Here is a 16,378-nt window from a genome sequence, read left to right as displayed (position 1 = left end):
CCTGTCTAACGATTTCATAAGTTCTATTATAGGGACTTTTCGCTTTCAACGTCAAAACCCCACCATCAAACAACGGAGGGGTATCCTTGAACGCTATGTTGGTTAATCTCTATCAACATATACTCAGCAAACGCCAATAACTCTATTTCAGCTAACCTGAACCCTTTTGCCAACCCAATGTATTCATCTAAGCAAGTAGCAATGATAGCATTGAATTCATGAGGCAGAGTATGAAGTGCCCATTCGCCAGCCTCTTTCTTGGAAGAAACCAAGCCCTCGCGTAAATACAGAAGAACTCGGCACAGATTTAAGGTGTAATAGACAGGTGAATCCACGATCTCACCTGCTGCACTAGCGATGTCGCTTACTATCGACTGTACGTAGCAGGCTCGATCGATAGGCTTAAACACCTCTTGAATCGGTTTGCCGTAGATCGTAACTCCTCGCTCATAGATAATCGTAAAATGCGCCGCCAAATCTGGATCTTCAAACCCTCCGCACATATAATCTTCATCCGTTTGGTACCTCTCCCGATGAGAATCCGAGTAATGATATTCAAACGGAGCCGGATGTACGAAGTCTGCTGCGATAGCTTCCAAGACGACGCTCAGCTCGATACCACGACCGCTTGGTAATTCTTCGTGCAGCAATAACAGTTGCTTTGTAAGCTCTGTTGTTTCAGCTTTTGAAAGTTTCTTTTTGGCGAGAATGATAATGTCTATGTCGCTCTTGTCAGGGTTGAAGCCACCCATTGCCAAGGAACCGTGCAAGTAAATACCTGCTACATTCTCTCCTAGCACCAACTTGAACCTGTCCGCCATTCTTTCCAAGAATAAATGAGTATCCACACGCATCCCGCCTTGTTAGACCTCACGATTATGAACGTTTTCCACCTAGCTTACCCATCAAACTCACAAGTTCTTCAGCCTGCTTTATCACCACTTCCACGGTCTCGGCAGCAGTACGCTCGCCCGCTAACCGCAGCCCTTGACCCGCCCATAACGACATATATTCGGGGTTGTTTGCTCTGGCAGCAGCTTGGCGGATGTCTCTCGTCAACGCATTCTGAATGGGGTACTCTGGTATATCCGATGTGTAAGCTTCCATTTCGCGCATAAATTCCGTTCGAATACCTCGTGCGGCCTTGCCAGAGTAGACAGATGTAATCTCGGTGGAATCCTCATTCGCCGTCAAAATCTTCTGTTTGAACGCAGTATGTGCGCCGCTCTCCGAACACGCCAAGAATGCAGTTCCCATCTGTACAGCGGACGCGCCAAGCGCAAGGCTCGCAACAAGTCCACGCCCGTCCATAATACCGCCAGATGCTATGACTGGAACGGACACCAGGTCCACCATTTGCGGAACGAGAGCCATCGTGCCGATCAAGGATTCCTCCGCCTTCTTCAAGAACGTTCCGCGATGACCGCCCGCTTCGCTTCCTTGCGCCGTAATCGCATGGACACCGGCTGCCTCCAGCTTCATAGCTTCGTCTACGGTTGTCGCCGTGCCGACGAGCACAATTCCTTGCTGCCTCATCGCCTCCAATCGTTTCGCTGATGGAATGCCGAAGGTGAAGCTAAACACAGGTACATTTTCCTCTAGCAGCACCTCAGCTTGCTCCTCGAAGCTTTCAGAATACTTCGGGATGGCTGGGTTAGCGTCTATACCGAGCTTTTCACGATAACCATTCAACACTTCGTTCATCTTTGAGATAGTCTCATCCGAGGCCCTCGACTCTTCCGGAACAAACAGATTTACGCCAAATGGCCGATCAGTCAGCTGCCGAATCTCGCGAATCGCACTACGAACCTGCTCTGGCGCTAAGTAACCCGCTCCGAGACTGCCGAGTCCACCTGCATTCGAGACAGCCGCCACCAGCCCAGGTGTCGTCGGACCACCAGCCATTGGCGCTTGAATAATCGGATATTTGATTCTCAACAAGCGTGTTACGTTCGTTTCCAGCATAATGGGATGTCACCTCCACCACTCTAATCGACTATCAACTAACCATCATCATAACGACAAAAATCAGCGCAGCCTCAATGATCTCGCTCACCGCTCCATAAGTATCGCCTGTCAATCCGCCAAGCTTGCGGGACAGCCAGATGCATACGATGCTTCCCAGAGCAGCCATAACTAGAGCTTCGACAAGCAGCGTTAACCAAATACCATCCACCGCCGATTCAAAAATAACAACAACGCCGCAGACGATCACCAGCTGTACAGCAAGTGCAGCCGCTGCATGGCGCAAGCGAACCTCCTTGAACAAGGACGCCATCCCTTCATTCGGACGAGCGAATGGCCACAACACCATCGCGGCGACAATCCAAAGCCGACTCCAACCGAAAGCGAGCGCAAGCAGCGGTGCGACCGCCTTCCAATCCGGGCGCTCAGCGAGCAATGTGTAGAGAGCCGAGAATTTAAACAAGAACAGCAGCACTGCTGCCAATACCCCCATCGCTCCGACGCGGCTGTCCTTCATAATCTCCAGCATTCTCTCTCGCGGTCGATTGCTTAGCACGCCGTCAGCGGTATCCATGAAGCCGTCCACATGCAAGCCTCCGCTCAGCGCGGTCATCGCGATTAGCACGATAACAGCCGCAGGCATGCTCGGCACAAGTCCGTCAAGCACCCATGTAAGCGCCGCGACGATGCTGCCAATTACAAGCCCTGCCAGCGGATAATAAGCGACGCTTGTTGCAAGCACTTGCGGCGTGAACGGGAGTGCTGCCGGTATCGGAATTCGGGTCAGCAGCTGAAAAGCCGTGCCTGCCGCATGAAGCTGATCTTTCATAAACTTTGTTACCATGCCACCCCTCCCACAACAGCGAACTCAAACGGACACGATCTAATCCCCAATGTGAAAAGCATGCGCCTTCAAGTCAAGCGGAATGCCCGCCACGACAAGCAGCGCTTGCTCGCAACGCTCAGCCAGCTTGCGATTCATCCGACCTGCTTCATCACGGAATCTGCGTCCGAGCGGATAGGCGGGGACGATGCCGCTGCCCACTTCATTGGTCACGAGCAGAAGCGGCCCAGTGCAGGCGGCAACTGCCTCCACAAGCTGATCGTTAATCGCTTGCAGCTTGGAATCGCGAAGTCCTTGATCGCTTTCTTCCTCATCGAGCCTAAGCATCCAATTCGTCAGCCATAGCGTTAAACAGTCTACGAGAACCGCTTTGCGCTCACTACCTTCATCTGAACTCTCTCGCTCAAGCTGCTCGAGCAGCTCCGCGAGCGCGTAAGGCTCCTCAATAGTCTTCCATTTGTATCCGGATTGCTCACGTGTACGCTGATGATGTTCCGTGCGAGCAATCATCTCCTCATCGTCCCAGCTCTGCGAAGTGGCAATATAGATGCCCTGCTTCGCCAGCTTCATCGCGTACGCTTCCGCGAAGCCGCTCTTACCGCTGCGGGCTCCACCGGTAATGAATATCGCCACCAGCGCTCACACCTTTCTCGCATCCTTTTCCGCTAACCGCGTGACACCCCGGCGCTTTCGAACGTTGCCATCTCCCGCATAATCCGCACCGCAGCATCTATGATATGGAATCCAAGAACGGCACCAGTCCCTTCCCCGAGCCGCATATCCAATTGAAGCATCGGCGACAATCCGATTGTCTGAAGCAGCTTGCGATGTCCTTGCTCCTGAGACAGATGAGATCCGATCATATAGGCGGTAGCCTGCGCTGTAATTATTGATGCAACGAGAGCGGCTGCCGAAGAAATGAACCCATCAATGACAACAAGACAACGGTTCGCAGCAGCGCCGAGAATAACGCCGACAAGTCCGGCAATCTCGAGCCCGCCTACTTTGGCTAGCACATCAATCGGATCTCCCGCGTTCGGCACATTGCATGCGATTGCCCGGCATACAACATCGACTTTATGTTGGCGACGTTCTTCATTGATGCCTGTACCGAGTCCAACTGCCTCATCCGGCGTCATTGAACCGAGAACCGCGCAGAGCGCGGCGCTCGCCGTCGTATTGCCGATTCCCATCTCACCTGTCGCGAACATTCGATATCCATCACGAGCCAGCTTTTCGGTAAGCTCATACCCGGCAATGATACCAGCGAGCGCTTCCTCGCGAGTCATCGCAGCTTCTCGGGTCATATTCGCCGTTCCTTTGCGCGTTTTGCAGCTGATCAGCCCTTCATGGGTGAGATCCGCATTGACGCCCATGTCCACACAGAACACATCAGCTCCCGCTCCTCGAGCAAGAACATTGACTGCAGCGCCTCCGGCTAAGAAATTCATCACCATCTGCGGCGTGACCTCAGCCGGAAACGCACTGATGCCTTCTTCACATACCCCGTGGTCGCCTGCCATCACAATGACAGCACGCTTCGCTAGGTCTGGCGCGATCTCGCCGGTAATGCCAGCAAGCTGACGGGCAATCTCTTCCAGCTTCCCCAAGCTGCCAGGCGGCTTCGTCAAGCTGTTCAAGTGCTTCTCGGCAGCCTCTATACTATCGCTATTGAGCGGTGAAATTCGTGAAGTAATCTCTTGAAGCCGTTGTTCAAGCTCGAGCGCATGTTGTGTCATCAGTAACTTCCTCTCCATTTATCTTGTCTCACTTGGCGGCACAGAAGGCGCAAGCAGCAGCTGCGGCACGCCAGTCTCCGGGTGCGGCAGAATCACAGCCTTCGCACCGAAAACCTCCAAGATCAGCTCAGGTCTCATAATAGTTGACGGCGGGCCATACGCAGCTGTATTCCCTTGCTTTAGCACGAGCAGTTCATCGCAATAATGCGCTGCCAAGTTCAAATCATGCAGCACCGCGATGACCGTTAACTGACGCTCCTGCTGCCAGCGCTTCACCGTATCAAGCAGCTGCACCTGATAGCCGATGTCGAGGTACGTGGTCGGTTCATCAAGCAACAGCAGCTCTGGCTCTTGAACCATCACCTTCGCGAGTGCGACCCGCTGCCGCTCGCCGCCGCTTAGCCGGTCCACCTGCCGATGCGCAAGCGAAGTCAGTCCCATCGTTTCAATCGCATCATCTATGAGCTGCTCGCTGTCCAAGCGCTCTTCGCCTAGCCAATTTTGAAAAGGAAAGCGGCCCATCTGCACCACTTCACGTACTGTAAACGCAGCAGCTGGAATGCCTCCCTGCTGGAGGACAGCTACCCGCTTCGCCAATTCTTTTCGCTTAATAGACGTAATCGCTTGTCCTTGCAGCAGAACTTCACCGCTTGTAGGCGCATCCATACCGGATAGCAGCTGCAGAAGCGTTGTTTTGCCAGCACCGTTCGGCCCGATAATTCCGTACATACGGCCTTTCTCCGCGCTGAAGCTAATTTCCTGCAAAAGGCTCTTAGGACCGATCCGCTTGGATACTTGTTTGACTTCGATCATGCCGAATGGCCTCCTCCCTGCAGCACTTTGCGCCGGTAGAGTAGATAGGCAAAGAATGGTGCGCCGATGATAGCCGTAACGACGCCAAGCGATATCTCCTTAGGGCTCAGCGCCGTTCGAGCCAGCGTGTCCGCCCATAACAGATAGATGCCTCCACCTACAGCGGAGAGGGGCACGATAATCCGATAATCCGGTCCGACTAGCAATCGGATTAAGTGCGGTACGACAAGACCGACAAAGCCGACAACGCCAGCGATGGATACGGCAACCGCAGTCAGCAGCGTGGAGAGGATGAGCACGATCAGCTTCGTCCGTTCGACATTCACACCTAAGTGCGCTGCGTGACGCTCGCCCATAACGAATAAGTTCAAATGCTGCGCATATCGGAACATGAGAGGCAAGCCTACTATGGCAAAAGGCATAATCAGCTTCACATGCTCCCAGCTGCGCGTACTCAAGCTGCCCATCAGCCAGAACATCACTTCATTCACGACACCCTGCGACATAGAAACCATGAACGAGACGAATGCGCCGAGAAACGCCTGTACGATGACGCCGGACAGAATGAGCGATTCCACATTCATCGTGCCGCGTGCCCGGGATAGCGAGAAAACGAGCAGAAGCGTAACCATCCCTGTTCCAAACGCAACAAGCGGAACGCTCCATAAGCCGAGCCAAGTCGTATAACCAAAAACGATCATGAATGCAGCGCCCACCGAGCAGCCTGAAGCAACCCCGAGCGTGAATGGATCGGCAAGCGGATTGCGGAGGACGCCTTGGAAGCCGCTGCCTGCAAGCGCCAAGCAGGCTCCGACGAATACAGCGAGCAGGATGCGAGATAGCCGTAGCTGTGTAACAATAGCAATTTCACTGGCATCCCAGTGGGTACTTGGATCAGACATCCAGGGTAGCTGGTGAATGAGAATGCCCCATACATCAGCGAGCGGCAAGCCCGATGAACCGATCGACAAGCTGACGACGATAGATATAGCTAAGAGGAGCATTGCTGCTCCTCCATAAATCGCTAGCTTCGTACGCATCTTAGTGAATCAGATCCGGATGCAGCTTCTTCGCCACTTCCAGCAGCCCTTCTGCAAGTCGAGGGCCTACACGAGTGAGTGGATCTTGGTCCACCTCGAATATTTGCTTATTCTTAATAGCATTAATTGTGTTCCAGCCAGGACGAGTCTCGATTGCCGTCAGAATCGGATTTTTCTCGCCTTCCTTTAGTGTCATTGAAGCGTAGATAATATCTTCTGGATTCGATTTCACGACTGCTTCAGGATCAATCTCATACCAGCCTGCGTTCGTTGCAATGTTCGTACCTCCTGCGAGCGTTATGAGCTCATCCAGAAACTCGCCTTTCCCGACTGTCCAGCCTGGGGAAAACTCCAAATATACATTTGGCTTCGGCGCATCTTTAACGGCATTAACAACCTGCTCACGTACATCAGTCATATGCTCTGCAACGGCTTCCGCCTCACTCGTCTTGTTTAATATCGCACCGATTTGTTTGATTTTGCCCATGACACCATCATAGTTCTTCGGGTCGGTTGCGTACACTTGTATGCCGAGCGAACGCAGCTTATCGACGACAGCTTGACCCATGGTGTACGATGCCAGTACTAGCTCCGGTTTGAGCGATACAATCTTCTCTATATCCGCATCCATACCGCCGATCTTCAGGATTGCTGCTGCTTCCTTCGGATAGTTGGAGTAGTCATCCACGCCGACAAGCGCAGTACCCGCGCCAATTGCATAGACGATTTCTGTCTCGCTTGGGAGCAGAGTAACGATACGCTCCGGCGCCTTCTGGAACGTTAACTCCGTTCCGGTTACGTCCTTCACGGTCAGCGGATATGCAGTCGCACTCGCGATATTATCGGTTGTGTTGCTAGAAGCAGTGTTGTCCTCGGCAGCAGCATTCTGCCCGGTTTGCGTTGCATCCGTATTGCTGGAAGCCGCGTTGCTCCCGCCCTTAACATCCGTATTCGCATTCGAATTTGATGTGGAACCGCAAGCTGCCGTTAGCATGACGAGCAAAAGAACCATCAGCGTTAGTGTTATCTTGGATCGAATTGTTTGTTTCATTCTCATTCCCCGTTCTCTCCCATTCCCAATTACGAATCTTAATTACCGAATGTCGGTGCATGCAAAAAAGAGCATTCCCGACAGACAGATGTCAGAAATGCTCATGGCTCTTTAAGCAGCGGCAAGGCAAACGGTTACGCCACAAGCAGGCAAGCTGCGAACAAACAAGCAGTCTAGCAAGCAATGACGGAATTCGTGTCTTGGCCAATCTCTAACACCTGCCTAAATCCTCGTAGGCAGCGTTGTTTACGAAACAGGCAGGTCTCCTGACTTGGAGCATCTGTTATCCACGTCTTCCCGTGCGGCCGATGGCCGATCAGTGACAAGTGTGAATTCAGTGCTAATTGCTTGGCCTAAGCGACTTGATGCTAAAGGCGGCAATTGCGCTCCTTACAGTGGCGGGTCCGTGCCGGTTTTACACCGGACTTCCCTATTAAGCTAAGAGAATATCCATCCTCCAAGCACCTGTTTTACGCGTACTATGCAATTGTGCTTGTGTAAATATACCATTCCCTCTATAGGTTGTCTATAGCGTGCTTCTTCTTACCCAGAGCCCTCGTCATCTGCCCATTTAAGCGCAGCGCGTTGCCTACAACCGACACAGAGCTTAGCGCCATAGCTGTCCCTGCCATCCACGGTTCAATCCCACCTACTGCTGCAAAAGGAATGATGATGGAGTTGTAAACAAACGCGAAGCCGAGATTTTGCCGTATGTTGCGAACGGTCAGACGGCTGATGACAAGCGCTTCATAGATGCCCGTCAGTCTGGCGCGCAGTAGAGTCATATGTCCGGCATGGAGCGCAGCTTCCGTACCGCCGCCCATCGCTATACCGACATCCGCTGCCGCGAGGGCAGGCGCATCGTTCCATCCGTCACCTGCCATGGCAACGACATATCCCTTATCCTGCAGCTGACGGATCAGCATTGCTTTATGCTCAGGGAGCATCGACGCATGGACGCTTGCAATTCCGATCTGGTCTGCAACATTATTCGCAGCAGAGATATGGTCACCGGTTGCGAGCAGCACCATCAGTCCCTCTCCAGTAAGCAGATGAACGGCCTCTCTCGAGGAGCGTTTCACCTGATCGGCGAATGCTAACGCACCTGCACATTGCCCGTTAATCGAGACATAGATAACCGTCTCTCCAGATGCTTCTTTGCGAGTAATGAAGCTTTGCATGACACGGCTCATCTTCCAAGACCTTTCAGCCGCGAACACGGCATTACCTATTTCAATCCGTTTGCCTTCAACATTCGCTTCGATCCCTTTGCCTGGAAAAGCTTGAAATGCAGAGCATTCCGGCGTGACCATCCCAGCTCGCCTTGCTGCTGCAACGATTGCCGATGCGAATGGATGCGGTGAGCTCGCTTCCGCAGACGCTGCCAATCGAAGAAGCGAACTCGGTTCTCCGCTTAGCGAATACATTTCCGTTAAAGCCGGCTTTCCTTCCGTAAGCGTACCCGTCTTATCGAGCACGATCGTATTAAGCTGTGCGAGCCGTTCGAGCGCGCCAGCTTCCTTCAGCACGATGCCTCTTCTTGCGAGCTTCCCTGTCGCAATGACGAGTGAGATCGGCGCAGCAAGCCCGAGCGCACATGGACACGCAGCGAGCAGCACCGCAAGCGCGTGGATCGAAGCCGTTCCCCATTTGCCAGGCGCAAGCCAAAGCAGCCATATAAGCAGCGTCCCAAGTGACAGTACCATCATGACCGGCACGAAGATTGCCGCCAGCTGGTCCACTCTACGGCCGATAGATGATTTGGTCGCTTGTGCCTGCCGAGTCAGCGCCGCGATTCGGCTGAGCATCGTTTGCTGACCTATCGCCGTTACTTGAATGCGCAGCTCTGCGCTGCGCACAATCGTGCCTGCATATACGCGGTCGCCGACCGTGCGCGTCACGAGCGCGCTTTCGCCCGTCAGGAACGATTCATCAATGGCAGATTGTCCTTCCACGATGATGCCGTCAGCTGGGATAGGCTCATTCACAGCGGCGATGAGCTGATCATCCGCTCGAACTCGTGCGAGCGGCGTCCGCTCTCTTCGCCCTGCTCGAATGACGACCGCTTCCTTCGCCTCCAACGCGCCGAAGCTGTCATTTTCCTGAATGACCCGCTCCGACGCGGTTGCTTCCAGCAGCTTGCCTCCGAGCACCGCCGTAATGACGACGGCCGATGTTTCGAAGTACAATGCGCCGCCTGTCATCATCGCGATAAAGCTGTACACGAATGCCGCTGATGTCCCGATCGCGACCAGCACATCCATATTCGCGGTCCGCTCGCGCAGCGCATAGAATGCCCCGAAGTAGAACGGCATGCCGATGAAGAACTGCACAATCGCTGCCAGCAAAAATTGCAGCAACGGCTCTTGAATGAATAATGGCACTGGAATGCCCTTCGACCAGCTATAATGATGCGCCATCGTCCACAGAAGCGGCAGCGTCAACACAATCGCAGCGAATACCCGCAAGCGCAGCGCATCTGTTTCGGAGGACCCGCTCCCATCTTTCCCATGTGGAGAAGCGTGGAAACCGATCTTCTCAATTCGATCCATAATTGCTGAAGGCGTAATACTCTCAGGCGTATAGGCGACATAGGCTGATTTGGCTGCATAATGAACCGACACGGCAGTTACTCCGGCCAGCTTGCCGACCGCCCGTTCGATTCGGGTCGCGCAAGCGGTGCAGCTCATGCCTTGAATTCGCAAATCCAGTACACCGTCGCTTTGCTCTTGTTGCTGCATCGTTATTCATTCCTCCCTACTCAGGAGCTAAAGCTATTTGTTAACTTACTTAGCAATAAGCTGTCCTACTCTCCACTATATGGTCAGGCTGCTTGCCTCATGATTCAATCACAGAACTTCTGCAACAAATGCAGTTAGAATCCGTCATAATAAGTAAATCAGAGCGTCCAAAAAAGGGGAGAAAACCGATGCGAATGCGAACGGGTCGTATACGAGCGGTTCAGCTCACGCTGCTCGCAGTAATGCTGCTGCTGCTGTCAAGCTGCGGAGAGAAAGGTAACACGGAGATTAAAGAAGCAGCGCCAGAAAAGATGGAGCACGTGGAGATGCAAGATGAGATGCCGAGCGAGTTCGACTTCTCGGTCAGCTTCGGCTATGGTGAGATAAACAAGAATGAAGTCAACACGTATACCGATACGGTGACGAAGGATCTCATCGTGAAAGGTAGCGCGACAGCAGACCTCACTTTATCGGCGGATGAGATGGCGAGCATCTATGCGAAGATGAAAGCAATCGATATCATGGATATAACGATTAAAGCTCACGAGCCTAGTACCACCACATGCGAACAAACACCATACGGTGAAGATAAGTGGAAAATTACGATAGACGGCGCGACGCGTGAGTTTTCGTGGACAGATCGATATTGCGGCGTGTCCGATGAAGCGCTGAAATTGAAGCAGCTCCGTATGGACATCATGAAGATCGTCCAGGCTAGGGAAGAATACAAGGCGCTGCCTGATTCAGAAGGCGGCTACGACTAAGTCGCAAATAAAAAAAGCATTTTGCTCACCACTAGTGGATGATCAAAATGCTTTTTTTCATACATACAACCTTATTCGCCGGTAACAACCTCACCTGGCCAGCTCAGCATTCCGCCGAGCACATTCACGACTTCATAACCTTGCGTGGACAAGTAATCGCCCACTCTGCCGCTGCGGTTGCCGCTTCGACATACCAGGTAGATCGGTTCCTCCAAGTCGTTCAGCTCGCCAAGTCGCTCCACGAATACCGACATCGGAATGCTGATTGCTTCTTTAATATGACCGTCTTCCCACTCGTCAGGCTCGCGAACGTCAATAACGCTCAGCTTCTCGCCTTCACGCAGCCGGGTTTCCAGCTCACTTGCCATAATTTCTCCCATTTCCAGCTGCAGCTCCTTCAAGCTTAGGTACTTGTGCTAGTTGCATTTTACTCTTCGCGAGCTCTCCGTGTCCACCCTATTTCGACATAAAAAACAGCATCCGGTTCACACCAGACGCCGCTTCTATTTGCTATACGCGAACTGCGGTTCCGCTGACGGCAACCATCAGCATCCCTTCACGTACCACTTCATAATCAATATCAATGCCGACGATCGCATTCGCGCCAAGTCGCGAAGCTTGGCTGGACATCTCGCTGAACGCCACGTCCCGCGCTTCCTTCAACTTCGTCTCATACGCGCCGGAGCGGCCGCCGACGATATCTGTAATCGACGCGAATAGATCGCGTACGATGTTCGCTCCCATAATCGCTTCCCCAGTTACAACGCCTAAGTATTGCTGGATCGGATTTCCTTCAATTGTCGGTGTAGTCGATAAGATCATTCGTATCCCTCCCATTTGGTATATGGTGTCATACGGTGGAGCTTGACAAAAAGATTCAAATTAATACCATCGCGGCTGGCAGCCCGCTCGCTCTGTCATCCTCCGAGAAATGAATCCGCACAACTCGCTCGCTCTGCTGCTCGAACCAAATGCGCACCGTCACTTCGAACTCTCTGGCTCCCTTACGTAGCTGTAGGCGAAATGTCTCCGTCATAAGTCCGCCGTCTTCCACGTTCCGACCCACATGCTTGTAATCAATAATATCGGCATGATAACGCTGCGCCGTTTCCTTCATCGCCAGCCTGCCCCATTTGGCATATGCCGGCTCCGCGCTAGCTTGAACCGCCGCTGTACTAAACATGAACACGGCAAGCACCATCGTCATCCATATTGCTCTCATCACAGCCATCCACCTCCAACTCATACAGTTGGTAGAATTCCCCACAAGAGGCGGTTTCATGCAATGAGTATAGGTAAGCAGCCAATGCGTTAACTAATTGAGTTGACCGAACTTATTGAGTGGCCACAGTCTGAAGACAGCACGGCCTTCGACACTAGAGAAAGCGATTGGCCCGATCTCACGGCTGTCCATACTGTTCTCCCGGTTGTCTCCCATGACGAAGACTGTTCGATCCGGTATTGTATACGGCACTTGCAGGCCGTTTGCATAGGTACGCCCTTTGATGTACGGCTCATTCAACGCTTTACCATTGACTGTCACTTGTCCGTCCTCCGTGAAATCAATAACGTCTCCGGGCAAGCCAATAACTCGCTTAATGAGCCGCTTATCGCTCTCCGGCCCATTGATAATGACGATATCTCCACGCTGTGGCTTCTCGAAGTGATAACTCAGCTTGTCCTCAATGAGGCGCTGGCCTTCGATGAGCGTTTTTTGCATTGATATATTTTTAACCTCTGTTTGTGCAAACGCATAATTCTGCACGAGCAGCGCCACGACTACAGCCACTGCAAGCGAGATACACCAATCCCGCACTTCTCGCACCCAAGATTTCTTCGCTTGCCTAATTGGCATATTACTCGTCTCCATCTTTTTCCCCTTCCCGGTTTACAGCGATAATGAAATGATACCTACTTTATACGACAGAAGCTGTCCATAAGTTTCCGCTTAAGTCTCCATTTCTGTAAAAAGGATTGCCGAGCCTCACTCGTGTGCGATACAGTTAGGAGGATTGTTCTCATTCTATCGTAAAAGGAGTGACCCCTTCTTGTCTACTGCAGCTGAGACCTCCGAACGGCCGCTTATTGCCGCGAATCGGACGGATCATCTCATCTTTATTGTCGTCACGCTGCTGTATTGGTCGACGCTTTATGTGTATGTGCCGATATTAACTCCTTTCATGACTAGCAGGGGATTTGCCGATATGTTGATCGGCGTCGTGCTTGGCAGCTATGGCTTTATTCAGATGCTTGTGCGATTCCCGCTAGGCTTGTACTCGGATAAGCTGCATAAGCGCAAGCCATTCCTCATGCTGGGCATGATTAGCGGAGCAATAAGCTGCTTGTTGTTCACGATACCTGGCTCCTGGCTCTGGCCGCTTGCCGGACGGATGATGTCAGGCGTATGTGCCTCGGCATGGGTTGCTTTTACCGTGCTCTACGCCGCATACTTCGCCTCTTCAGAAGCGACGAAGGCAATGAGCAACATCAGCTTCATGACCGTCTCAGGTCAGCTGATCGGGATGACGCTTAGCGGCTGGCTTGCTGGCGAATACAGCTATAATGCGGCATTCAAGGCAGGCATCTTCCTTGGTATTGCCGGACTCTTGCTCGCTTTTGCTGTCAAAGAACCTCGCGAGGGCGTCACAAGGCCGCCGATTTCGATGCAGCATTTGCGCGAGGTTGTACGAACGAGGTCACTGGTGCAAGTATCGACGCTGTCGATTCTAGCGCACTGCGTTCTGTTTATTACGATGTTCGGCTTTACTCCGCTGAAAGCAACATCCCTCGGCGCTTCCAATTCGGAGCTGACGCTAATCGTCATTGCCTTCATGGTGCCGCATGCCGCCACCTCCCTCATTACAGGCAGATGGCTTGCGCCGAAGTTCGGCAGCTGGAATGTCATTGCCGTCGGTTATGCGCTCAGTGGCATCTTCACTGTCGCTATTGCGTTCTCCCCATCGCTCGGCTGGCTGGCAGCGACGCAAGCGCTGAATGGACTCGCGCAAGGCATGCATATGCCGCTGCTGCTCGGACTAGCCATTCAGCCGTTCGCCTCCTCGAAGCGTGCGACAGCAATGGGCTTCTACCAGGCGGTATACTCCGTCGGCATGTTCGCAGGCCCGTTCCTCGCGGGCTTCATTAATGACGCCTTTGGACGTGACTACGGCTTCTATCTCGGCGGCTGCTTCGCCTTGATGGCACTCATCCTTACACTCAGTTGGCGCCGCGCCAATGCTCATCTGTAACAAACAAAAAACACCTGCCGCAATCGCAATCGGCAGGTGTTTTTTGTTCACGCCTATAAAGAAGTTACATGCACTCTTCTGGTGCTTCTACGGATGCGTCTTCCACGTTGATCTTCTCTGCTACTGTATCACGAATAACCGAAACGATCGTTTGCAGCAGGTAGTTGATGTCCGCTTGGCTTTGCTGGAAATCCGAAACGATCGGAATACCGTCGAGATCATCCTGCAGCACTTCGATTTCCTTCTCGATCTTCTCAACCATGTCAGCATTCTTGAACGTCGTCTGGAACGCGACGAGCTCCTTCTGCTTCTTCTTAATTTGAGTGATCAAGCTTTGCACGCGCTCATTGGTATTAATTTGCTTCTCTGCACGCTGGTACTGCTGAACTTCTTCCGAAGTAAAAATCATGCTTGCCAATTCTTTCGTCTTCGCCATAATGTCAGCGCGTACGATGATGTCCTCTGTATTGAATTTCGGTACTGCGCAGCTCGTACCGTGATCGTGATCGTGATCGTGGTCATGCTTATGTTCTTGGTTTGCCAATGGTTCCAGCTCCTCTATGTGGTTAAGATACTGCTTCTTCATTCAAATAGTCTTCTACCGGCTCTGCTTTTACGTACCAGGTCGTCGCATCAGTCACTTTCACCGTAATGAATTGACCGATATATTCCGCTGGTCCTTCGATATGCACAAGCTTGTTCGTGCGCGTGCGACCGGATAGCACCATCGCATTGTTCTTACTCTGGCCTTCGATCAGCACCTCGATCTCTTGCCCGACCAGCAGCTCGTTGCTCTCACGACTTAGCTCAGCGATCAACGCATTCAATCGAGCCAATCTCACTTTCTTCACGTCCTGCGGAATGTTATCTTCCATATCCGCAGCAGGCGTTCCTTCGCGCGGCGAGTAGATGAACGAATATGCAAACGCGAAGCCAACAAGGCGCACGAGCGACAGCGTCTCCTCGAATTGCTCATCCGTCTCGCCTGGGAAGCCGACAATGATGTCCGACGTGAGTACGACGTCTGGTATGGCCCTTTTTATTTTGCCTACAAGCTCGAGGTACATCTCTCTTGTATATTTGCGACTCATCCGCTTAAGCACTTCCGTACTGCCGGACTGAACCGGAAGATGAATATGCTCGACCAGATTGCCTTGCGTCGCAAGCACTTCGATCAGATGATCGTCAAAGTCACGCGGGTGGCTCGTTGTGAAGCGAATGCGCGGGATATTAATCTTCGTCATATCCGCCATCAAATCACCGAAACGATAGTTAATCTCTTCAAAATCTTTGCCATACGCATTCACGTTCTGTCCGAGCAACGTAATCTCCTTGAAGCCTTGACGCGCTAGCTCGCGCACTTCTGCAATGACATCTTCAGGACGTCTGCTCCGCTCCTTACCGCGCGTATATGGCACGATACAGTACGTACAGAACTTGTCACAGCCATACATAATGTTGACCCAGCCGCGCATTCCTTCCCGCTTCTTCGGCAAGTTCTCAATGATGTCGCCTTCCTTGGACCATACTTCAACGACCATCTCTTTGCTAAACAGCGCATCTTGCAATAAATAAGGCAGTCTGTGAATATTATGTGTGCCGAAGATGAGATCAACGAAACTATGACGCTGCATGATGCGGCTAACGACCGACTCTTCCTGCGACATACAACCACATACGCCAAGAATGAGCCCCGGCTTCTCGAGCTTCAGACGCTTCAGATGGCCAAGCTCGCCGAACACTTTATCCTCCGCATTCTCACGAATCGCGCAAGTGTTAAGCAGAATAACATCCGCGTGCTGGCGGTCTTCTGTGGACGTATAGCCCATTTCTTCGAAGATCCCCTTCATCACTTCCGTATCATGCTCGTTCATTTGGCAGCCATAAGTCGTAATGTGATAAAGCTTGCCTTTGCCAAGCTGCTGCAGCTCCGTAGGAATTGAAGATTCATAGTGAACTTGAATCTCTTCCTTGCCTCTACGTTTCTCTTCAGTGTGATTGGGCGCAGCATTAACCGTTATATCTCGACCGTTAATCCGGTAAGTTGTTTTGCCATCTGCTTCCTTCAGCACCTTCGCGCCTGAGAAGTCAAAATACTTGGAGAAATCCTTGCCTTTGCTTGCGGATTCCTTCTTCACACTTACTCACGCCCCTTCAGACCAACGTGTACATT

General features: G+C 52.3%; 17 protein-coding genes and 1 riboswitch. Of the genes, 2 read left to right on the top strand and 15 right to left on the bottom strand.

Translation table 11 applies throughout. The annotated features are described in order from the left end of the window. Positions 1-65 precede the first annotated feature (65 nt). From BMY11_RS09435 to BMY11_RS09395, 9 genes are all read right to left on the bottom strand, one after another. Positions 66-848 (bottom strand): aminoglycoside adenylyltransferase domain-containing protein, encoded by a 783-nt coding sequence (locus tag BMY11_RS09435; protein ID WP_256217369.1) that lies wholly within the window; start codon positions 846-848, stop codon positions 66-68. A gap of 28 nt (positions 849-876) precedes the next feature. Next, positions 877-1,965, bottom strand: coding sequence for an NAD(P)H-dependent flavin oxidoreductase (locus BMY11_RS09430; RefSeq protein WP_090574299.1), 1,089 nt, complete (start codon positions 1,963-1,965; stop codon positions 877-879). 34 nt (positions 1,966-1,999) lie between these two features. Continuing rightward, complete coding sequence (gene cobS / locus BMY11_RS09425; RefSeq protein ID WP_256217368.1) at positions 2,000-2,809, bottom strand: adenosylcobinamide-GDP ribazoletransferase; 810 nt, start codon at positions 2,807-2,809, stop codon at positions 2,000-2,002. Positions 2,810-2,848: 39 nt separating this feature from the next. Further along, positions 2,849-3,442 carry a bifunctional adenosylcobinamide kinase/adenosylcobinamide-phosphate guanylyltransferase gene (gene cobU, locus BMY11_RS09420; protein ID WP_090574297.1) on the bottom strand — a complete coding sequence of 198 codons (594 nt, stop codon included), beginning with the start codon at positions 3,440-3,442 and terminating at the stop codon, positions 2,849-2,851. A gap of 32 nt (positions 3,443-3,474) precedes the next feature. Beyond that, on the bottom strand, positions 3,475-4,548 hold the full coding sequence (cobT, locus tag BMY11_RS09415; RefSeq protein WP_256217367.1) for a nicotinate-nucleotide--dimethylbenzimidazole phosphoribosyltransferase: 1,074 nt from the start codon (positions 4,546-4,548) through the stop codon (positions 3,475-3,477). 18 nt (positions 4,549-4,566) lie between these two features. Beyond that, a complete protein-coding gene (locus tag BMY11_RS09410) occupies positions 4,567-5,361 on the bottom strand; it encodes a heme ABC transporter ATP-binding protein (RefSeq protein WP_090574293.1) in 795 nt (264 codons plus the stop codon). Further along, positions 5,358-6,401, bottom strand: a complete 1,044-nt coding sequence (locus BMY11_RS09405) for a FecCD family ABC transporter permease (protein ID WP_090574291.1) — start codon at positions 6,399-6,401, stop codon at positions 5,358-5,360. Before BMY11_RS09405 ends, BMY11_RS09410 begins: the two co-directional genes overlap by 4 nt. A gap of 1 nt (position 6,402) precedes the next feature. Further along, complete coding sequence (locus BMY11_RS09400) at positions 6,403-7,458, bottom strand: ABC transporter substrate-binding protein (protein WP_090574289.1); 1,056 nt, start codon at positions 7,456-7,458, stop codon at positions 6,403-6,405. 232 nt (positions 7,459-7,690) lie between these two features. Then, positions 7,691-7,936: riboswitch (cobalamin riboswitch) on the bottom strand. Positions 7,937-7,967: 31 nt separating this feature from the next. Then, on the bottom strand, positions 7,968-10,193 hold the full coding sequence (locus BMY11_RS09395; protein WP_090574287.1) for a heavy metal translocating P-type ATPase: 2,226 nt from the start codon (positions 10,191-10,193) through the stop codon (positions 7,968-7,970). Between the two features lie 188 nt (positions 10,194-10,381). On the opposite strand from BMY11_RS09395, the gene BMY11_RS09390 reads away from it, so the two are divergent. Next, positions 10,382-10,957 (top strand): hypothetical protein, encoded by a 576-nt coding sequence (locus BMY11_RS09390; protein WP_256217366.1) that lies wholly within the window; start codon positions 10,382-10,384, stop codon positions 10,955-10,957. 71 nt (positions 10,958-11,028) lie between these two features. Here the strand turns inward: BMY11_RS09390 and BMY11_RS09385 are convergent, their stop codons facing one another. The 4 genes from BMY11_RS09385 to lepB all read right to left on the bottom strand — a co-directional run bounded on the left by BMY11_RS09385 (position 11,029) and on the right by lepB (position 12,812). Next, entirely contained in the window at positions 11,029-11,337 is a 309-nt protein-coding gene (locus tag BMY11_RS09385; protein ID WP_090574285.1) for a rhodanese-like domain-containing protein, read from the bottom strand. Between the two features lie 130 nt (positions 11,338-11,467). Continuing rightward, on the bottom strand, positions 11,468-11,779 hold the full coding sequence (locus BMY11_RS09380; RefSeq protein ID WP_090574283.1) for a heavy metal-binding domain-containing protein: 312 nt from the start codon (positions 11,777-11,779) through the stop codon (positions 11,468-11,470). A gap of 55 nt (positions 11,780-11,834) precedes the next feature. After that, positions 11,835-12,179, bottom strand: a complete 345-nt coding sequence (locus BMY11_RS09375; protein WP_177182569.1) for a DUF3889 domain-containing protein — start codon at positions 12,177-12,179, stop codon at positions 11,835-11,837. Between the two features lie 93 nt (positions 12,180-12,272). Beyond that, positions 12,273-12,812, bottom strand: coding sequence for a signal peptidase I (gene lepB, locus BMY11_RS09370; RefSeq protein ID WP_090574279.1), 540 nt, complete (start codon positions 12,810-12,812; stop codon positions 12,273-12,275). Between the two features lie 193 nt (positions 12,813-13,005). Between lepB and BMY11_RS09365 the strand changes: the two genes are divergently transcribed. After that, positions 13,006-14,205 (top strand): MFS transporter, encoded by a 1,200-nt coding sequence (locus BMY11_RS09365; RefSeq protein WP_090574278.1) that lies wholly within the window; start codon positions 13,006-13,008, stop codon positions 14,203-14,205. A gap of 64 nt (positions 14,206-14,269) precedes the next feature. On the opposite strand, the gene BMY11_RS09360 is transcribed toward BMY11_RS09365, so the two are convergent. Beyond that, positions 14,270-14,749 (bottom strand): YlbF/YmcA family competence regulator, encoded by a 480-nt coding sequence (locus tag BMY11_RS09360; protein ID WP_256217365.1) that lies wholly within the window; start codon positions 14,747-14,749, stop codon positions 14,270-14,272. 22 nt (positions 14,750-14,771) lie between these two features. Then, entirely contained in the window at positions 14,772-16,343 is a 1,572-nt protein-coding gene (gene miaB / locus BMY11_RS09355) for a tRNA (N6-isopentenyl adenosine(37)-C2)-methylthiotransferase MiaB (protein WP_090574274.1), read from the bottom strand. Between the last annotated feature and the right edge of the window lie 35 nt (positions 16,344-16,378).

The sequence above is a fragment of the Paenibacillus sp. OV219 genome, from assembly GCF_900110075.1.
In the GTDB taxonomy this organism is placed as follows: domain Bacteria; phylum Bacillota; class Bacilli; order Paenibacillales; family Paenibacillaceae; genus Paenibacillus_Z.
This window is presented reverse-complemented; position numbering and strand designations above follow the sequence as displayed.

Coding starts and splice junctions, on each gene's coding strand:
- BMY11_RS09430 (WP_090574299.1), bottom strand. CDS start 1,965: ATGCTGGAAACGAACGTAACACGCTTGTTGAGAATCAAATATCCGATT.
- lepB (WP_090574279.1), bottom strand. CDS start 12,812: ATGCCAATTAGGCAAGCGAAGAAATCTTGGGTGCGAGAAGTGCGGGAT.
- BMY11_RS09375 (WP_177182569.1), bottom strand. CDS start 12,179: ATGAGAGCAATATGGATGACGATGGTGCTTGCCGTGTTCATGTTTAGT.
- BMY11_RS09400 (WP_090574289.1), bottom strand. CDS start 7,458: ATGAGAATGAAACAAACAATTCGATCCAAGATAACACTAACGCTGATG.
- BMY11_RS09395 (WP_090574287.1), bottom strand. CDS start 10,193: ATGCAGCAACAAGAGCAAAGCGACGGTGTACTGGATTTGCGAATTCAA.
- cobT (WP_256217367.1), bottom strand. CDS start 4,548: ATGACACAACATGCGCTCGAGCTTGAACAACGGCTTCAAGAGATTACT.
- BMY11_RS09385 (WP_090574285.1), bottom strand. CDS start 11,337: ATGGGAGAAATTATGGCAAGTGAGCTGGAAACCCGGCTGCGTGAAGGC.
- BMY11_RS09410 (WP_090574293.1), bottom strand. CDS start 5,361: ATGATCGAAGTCAAACAAGTATCCAAGCGGATCGGTCCTAAGAGCCTT.
- cobS (WP_256217368.1), bottom strand. CDS start 2,809: ATGGTAACAAAGTTTATGAAAGATCAGCTTCATGCGGCAGGCACGGCT.
- BMY11_RS09405 (WP_090574291.1), bottom strand. CDS start 6,401: ATGCGTACGAAGCTAGCGATTTATGGAGGAGCAGCAATGCTCCTCTTA.
- BMY11_RS09390 (WP_256217366.1), top strand. CDS start 10,382: ATGCGAATGCGAACGGGTCGTATACGAGCGGTTCAGCTCACGCTGCTC.
- BMY11_RS09380 (WP_090574283.1), bottom strand. CDS start 11,779: ATGATCTTATCGACTACACCGACAATTGAAGGAAATCCGATCCAGCAA.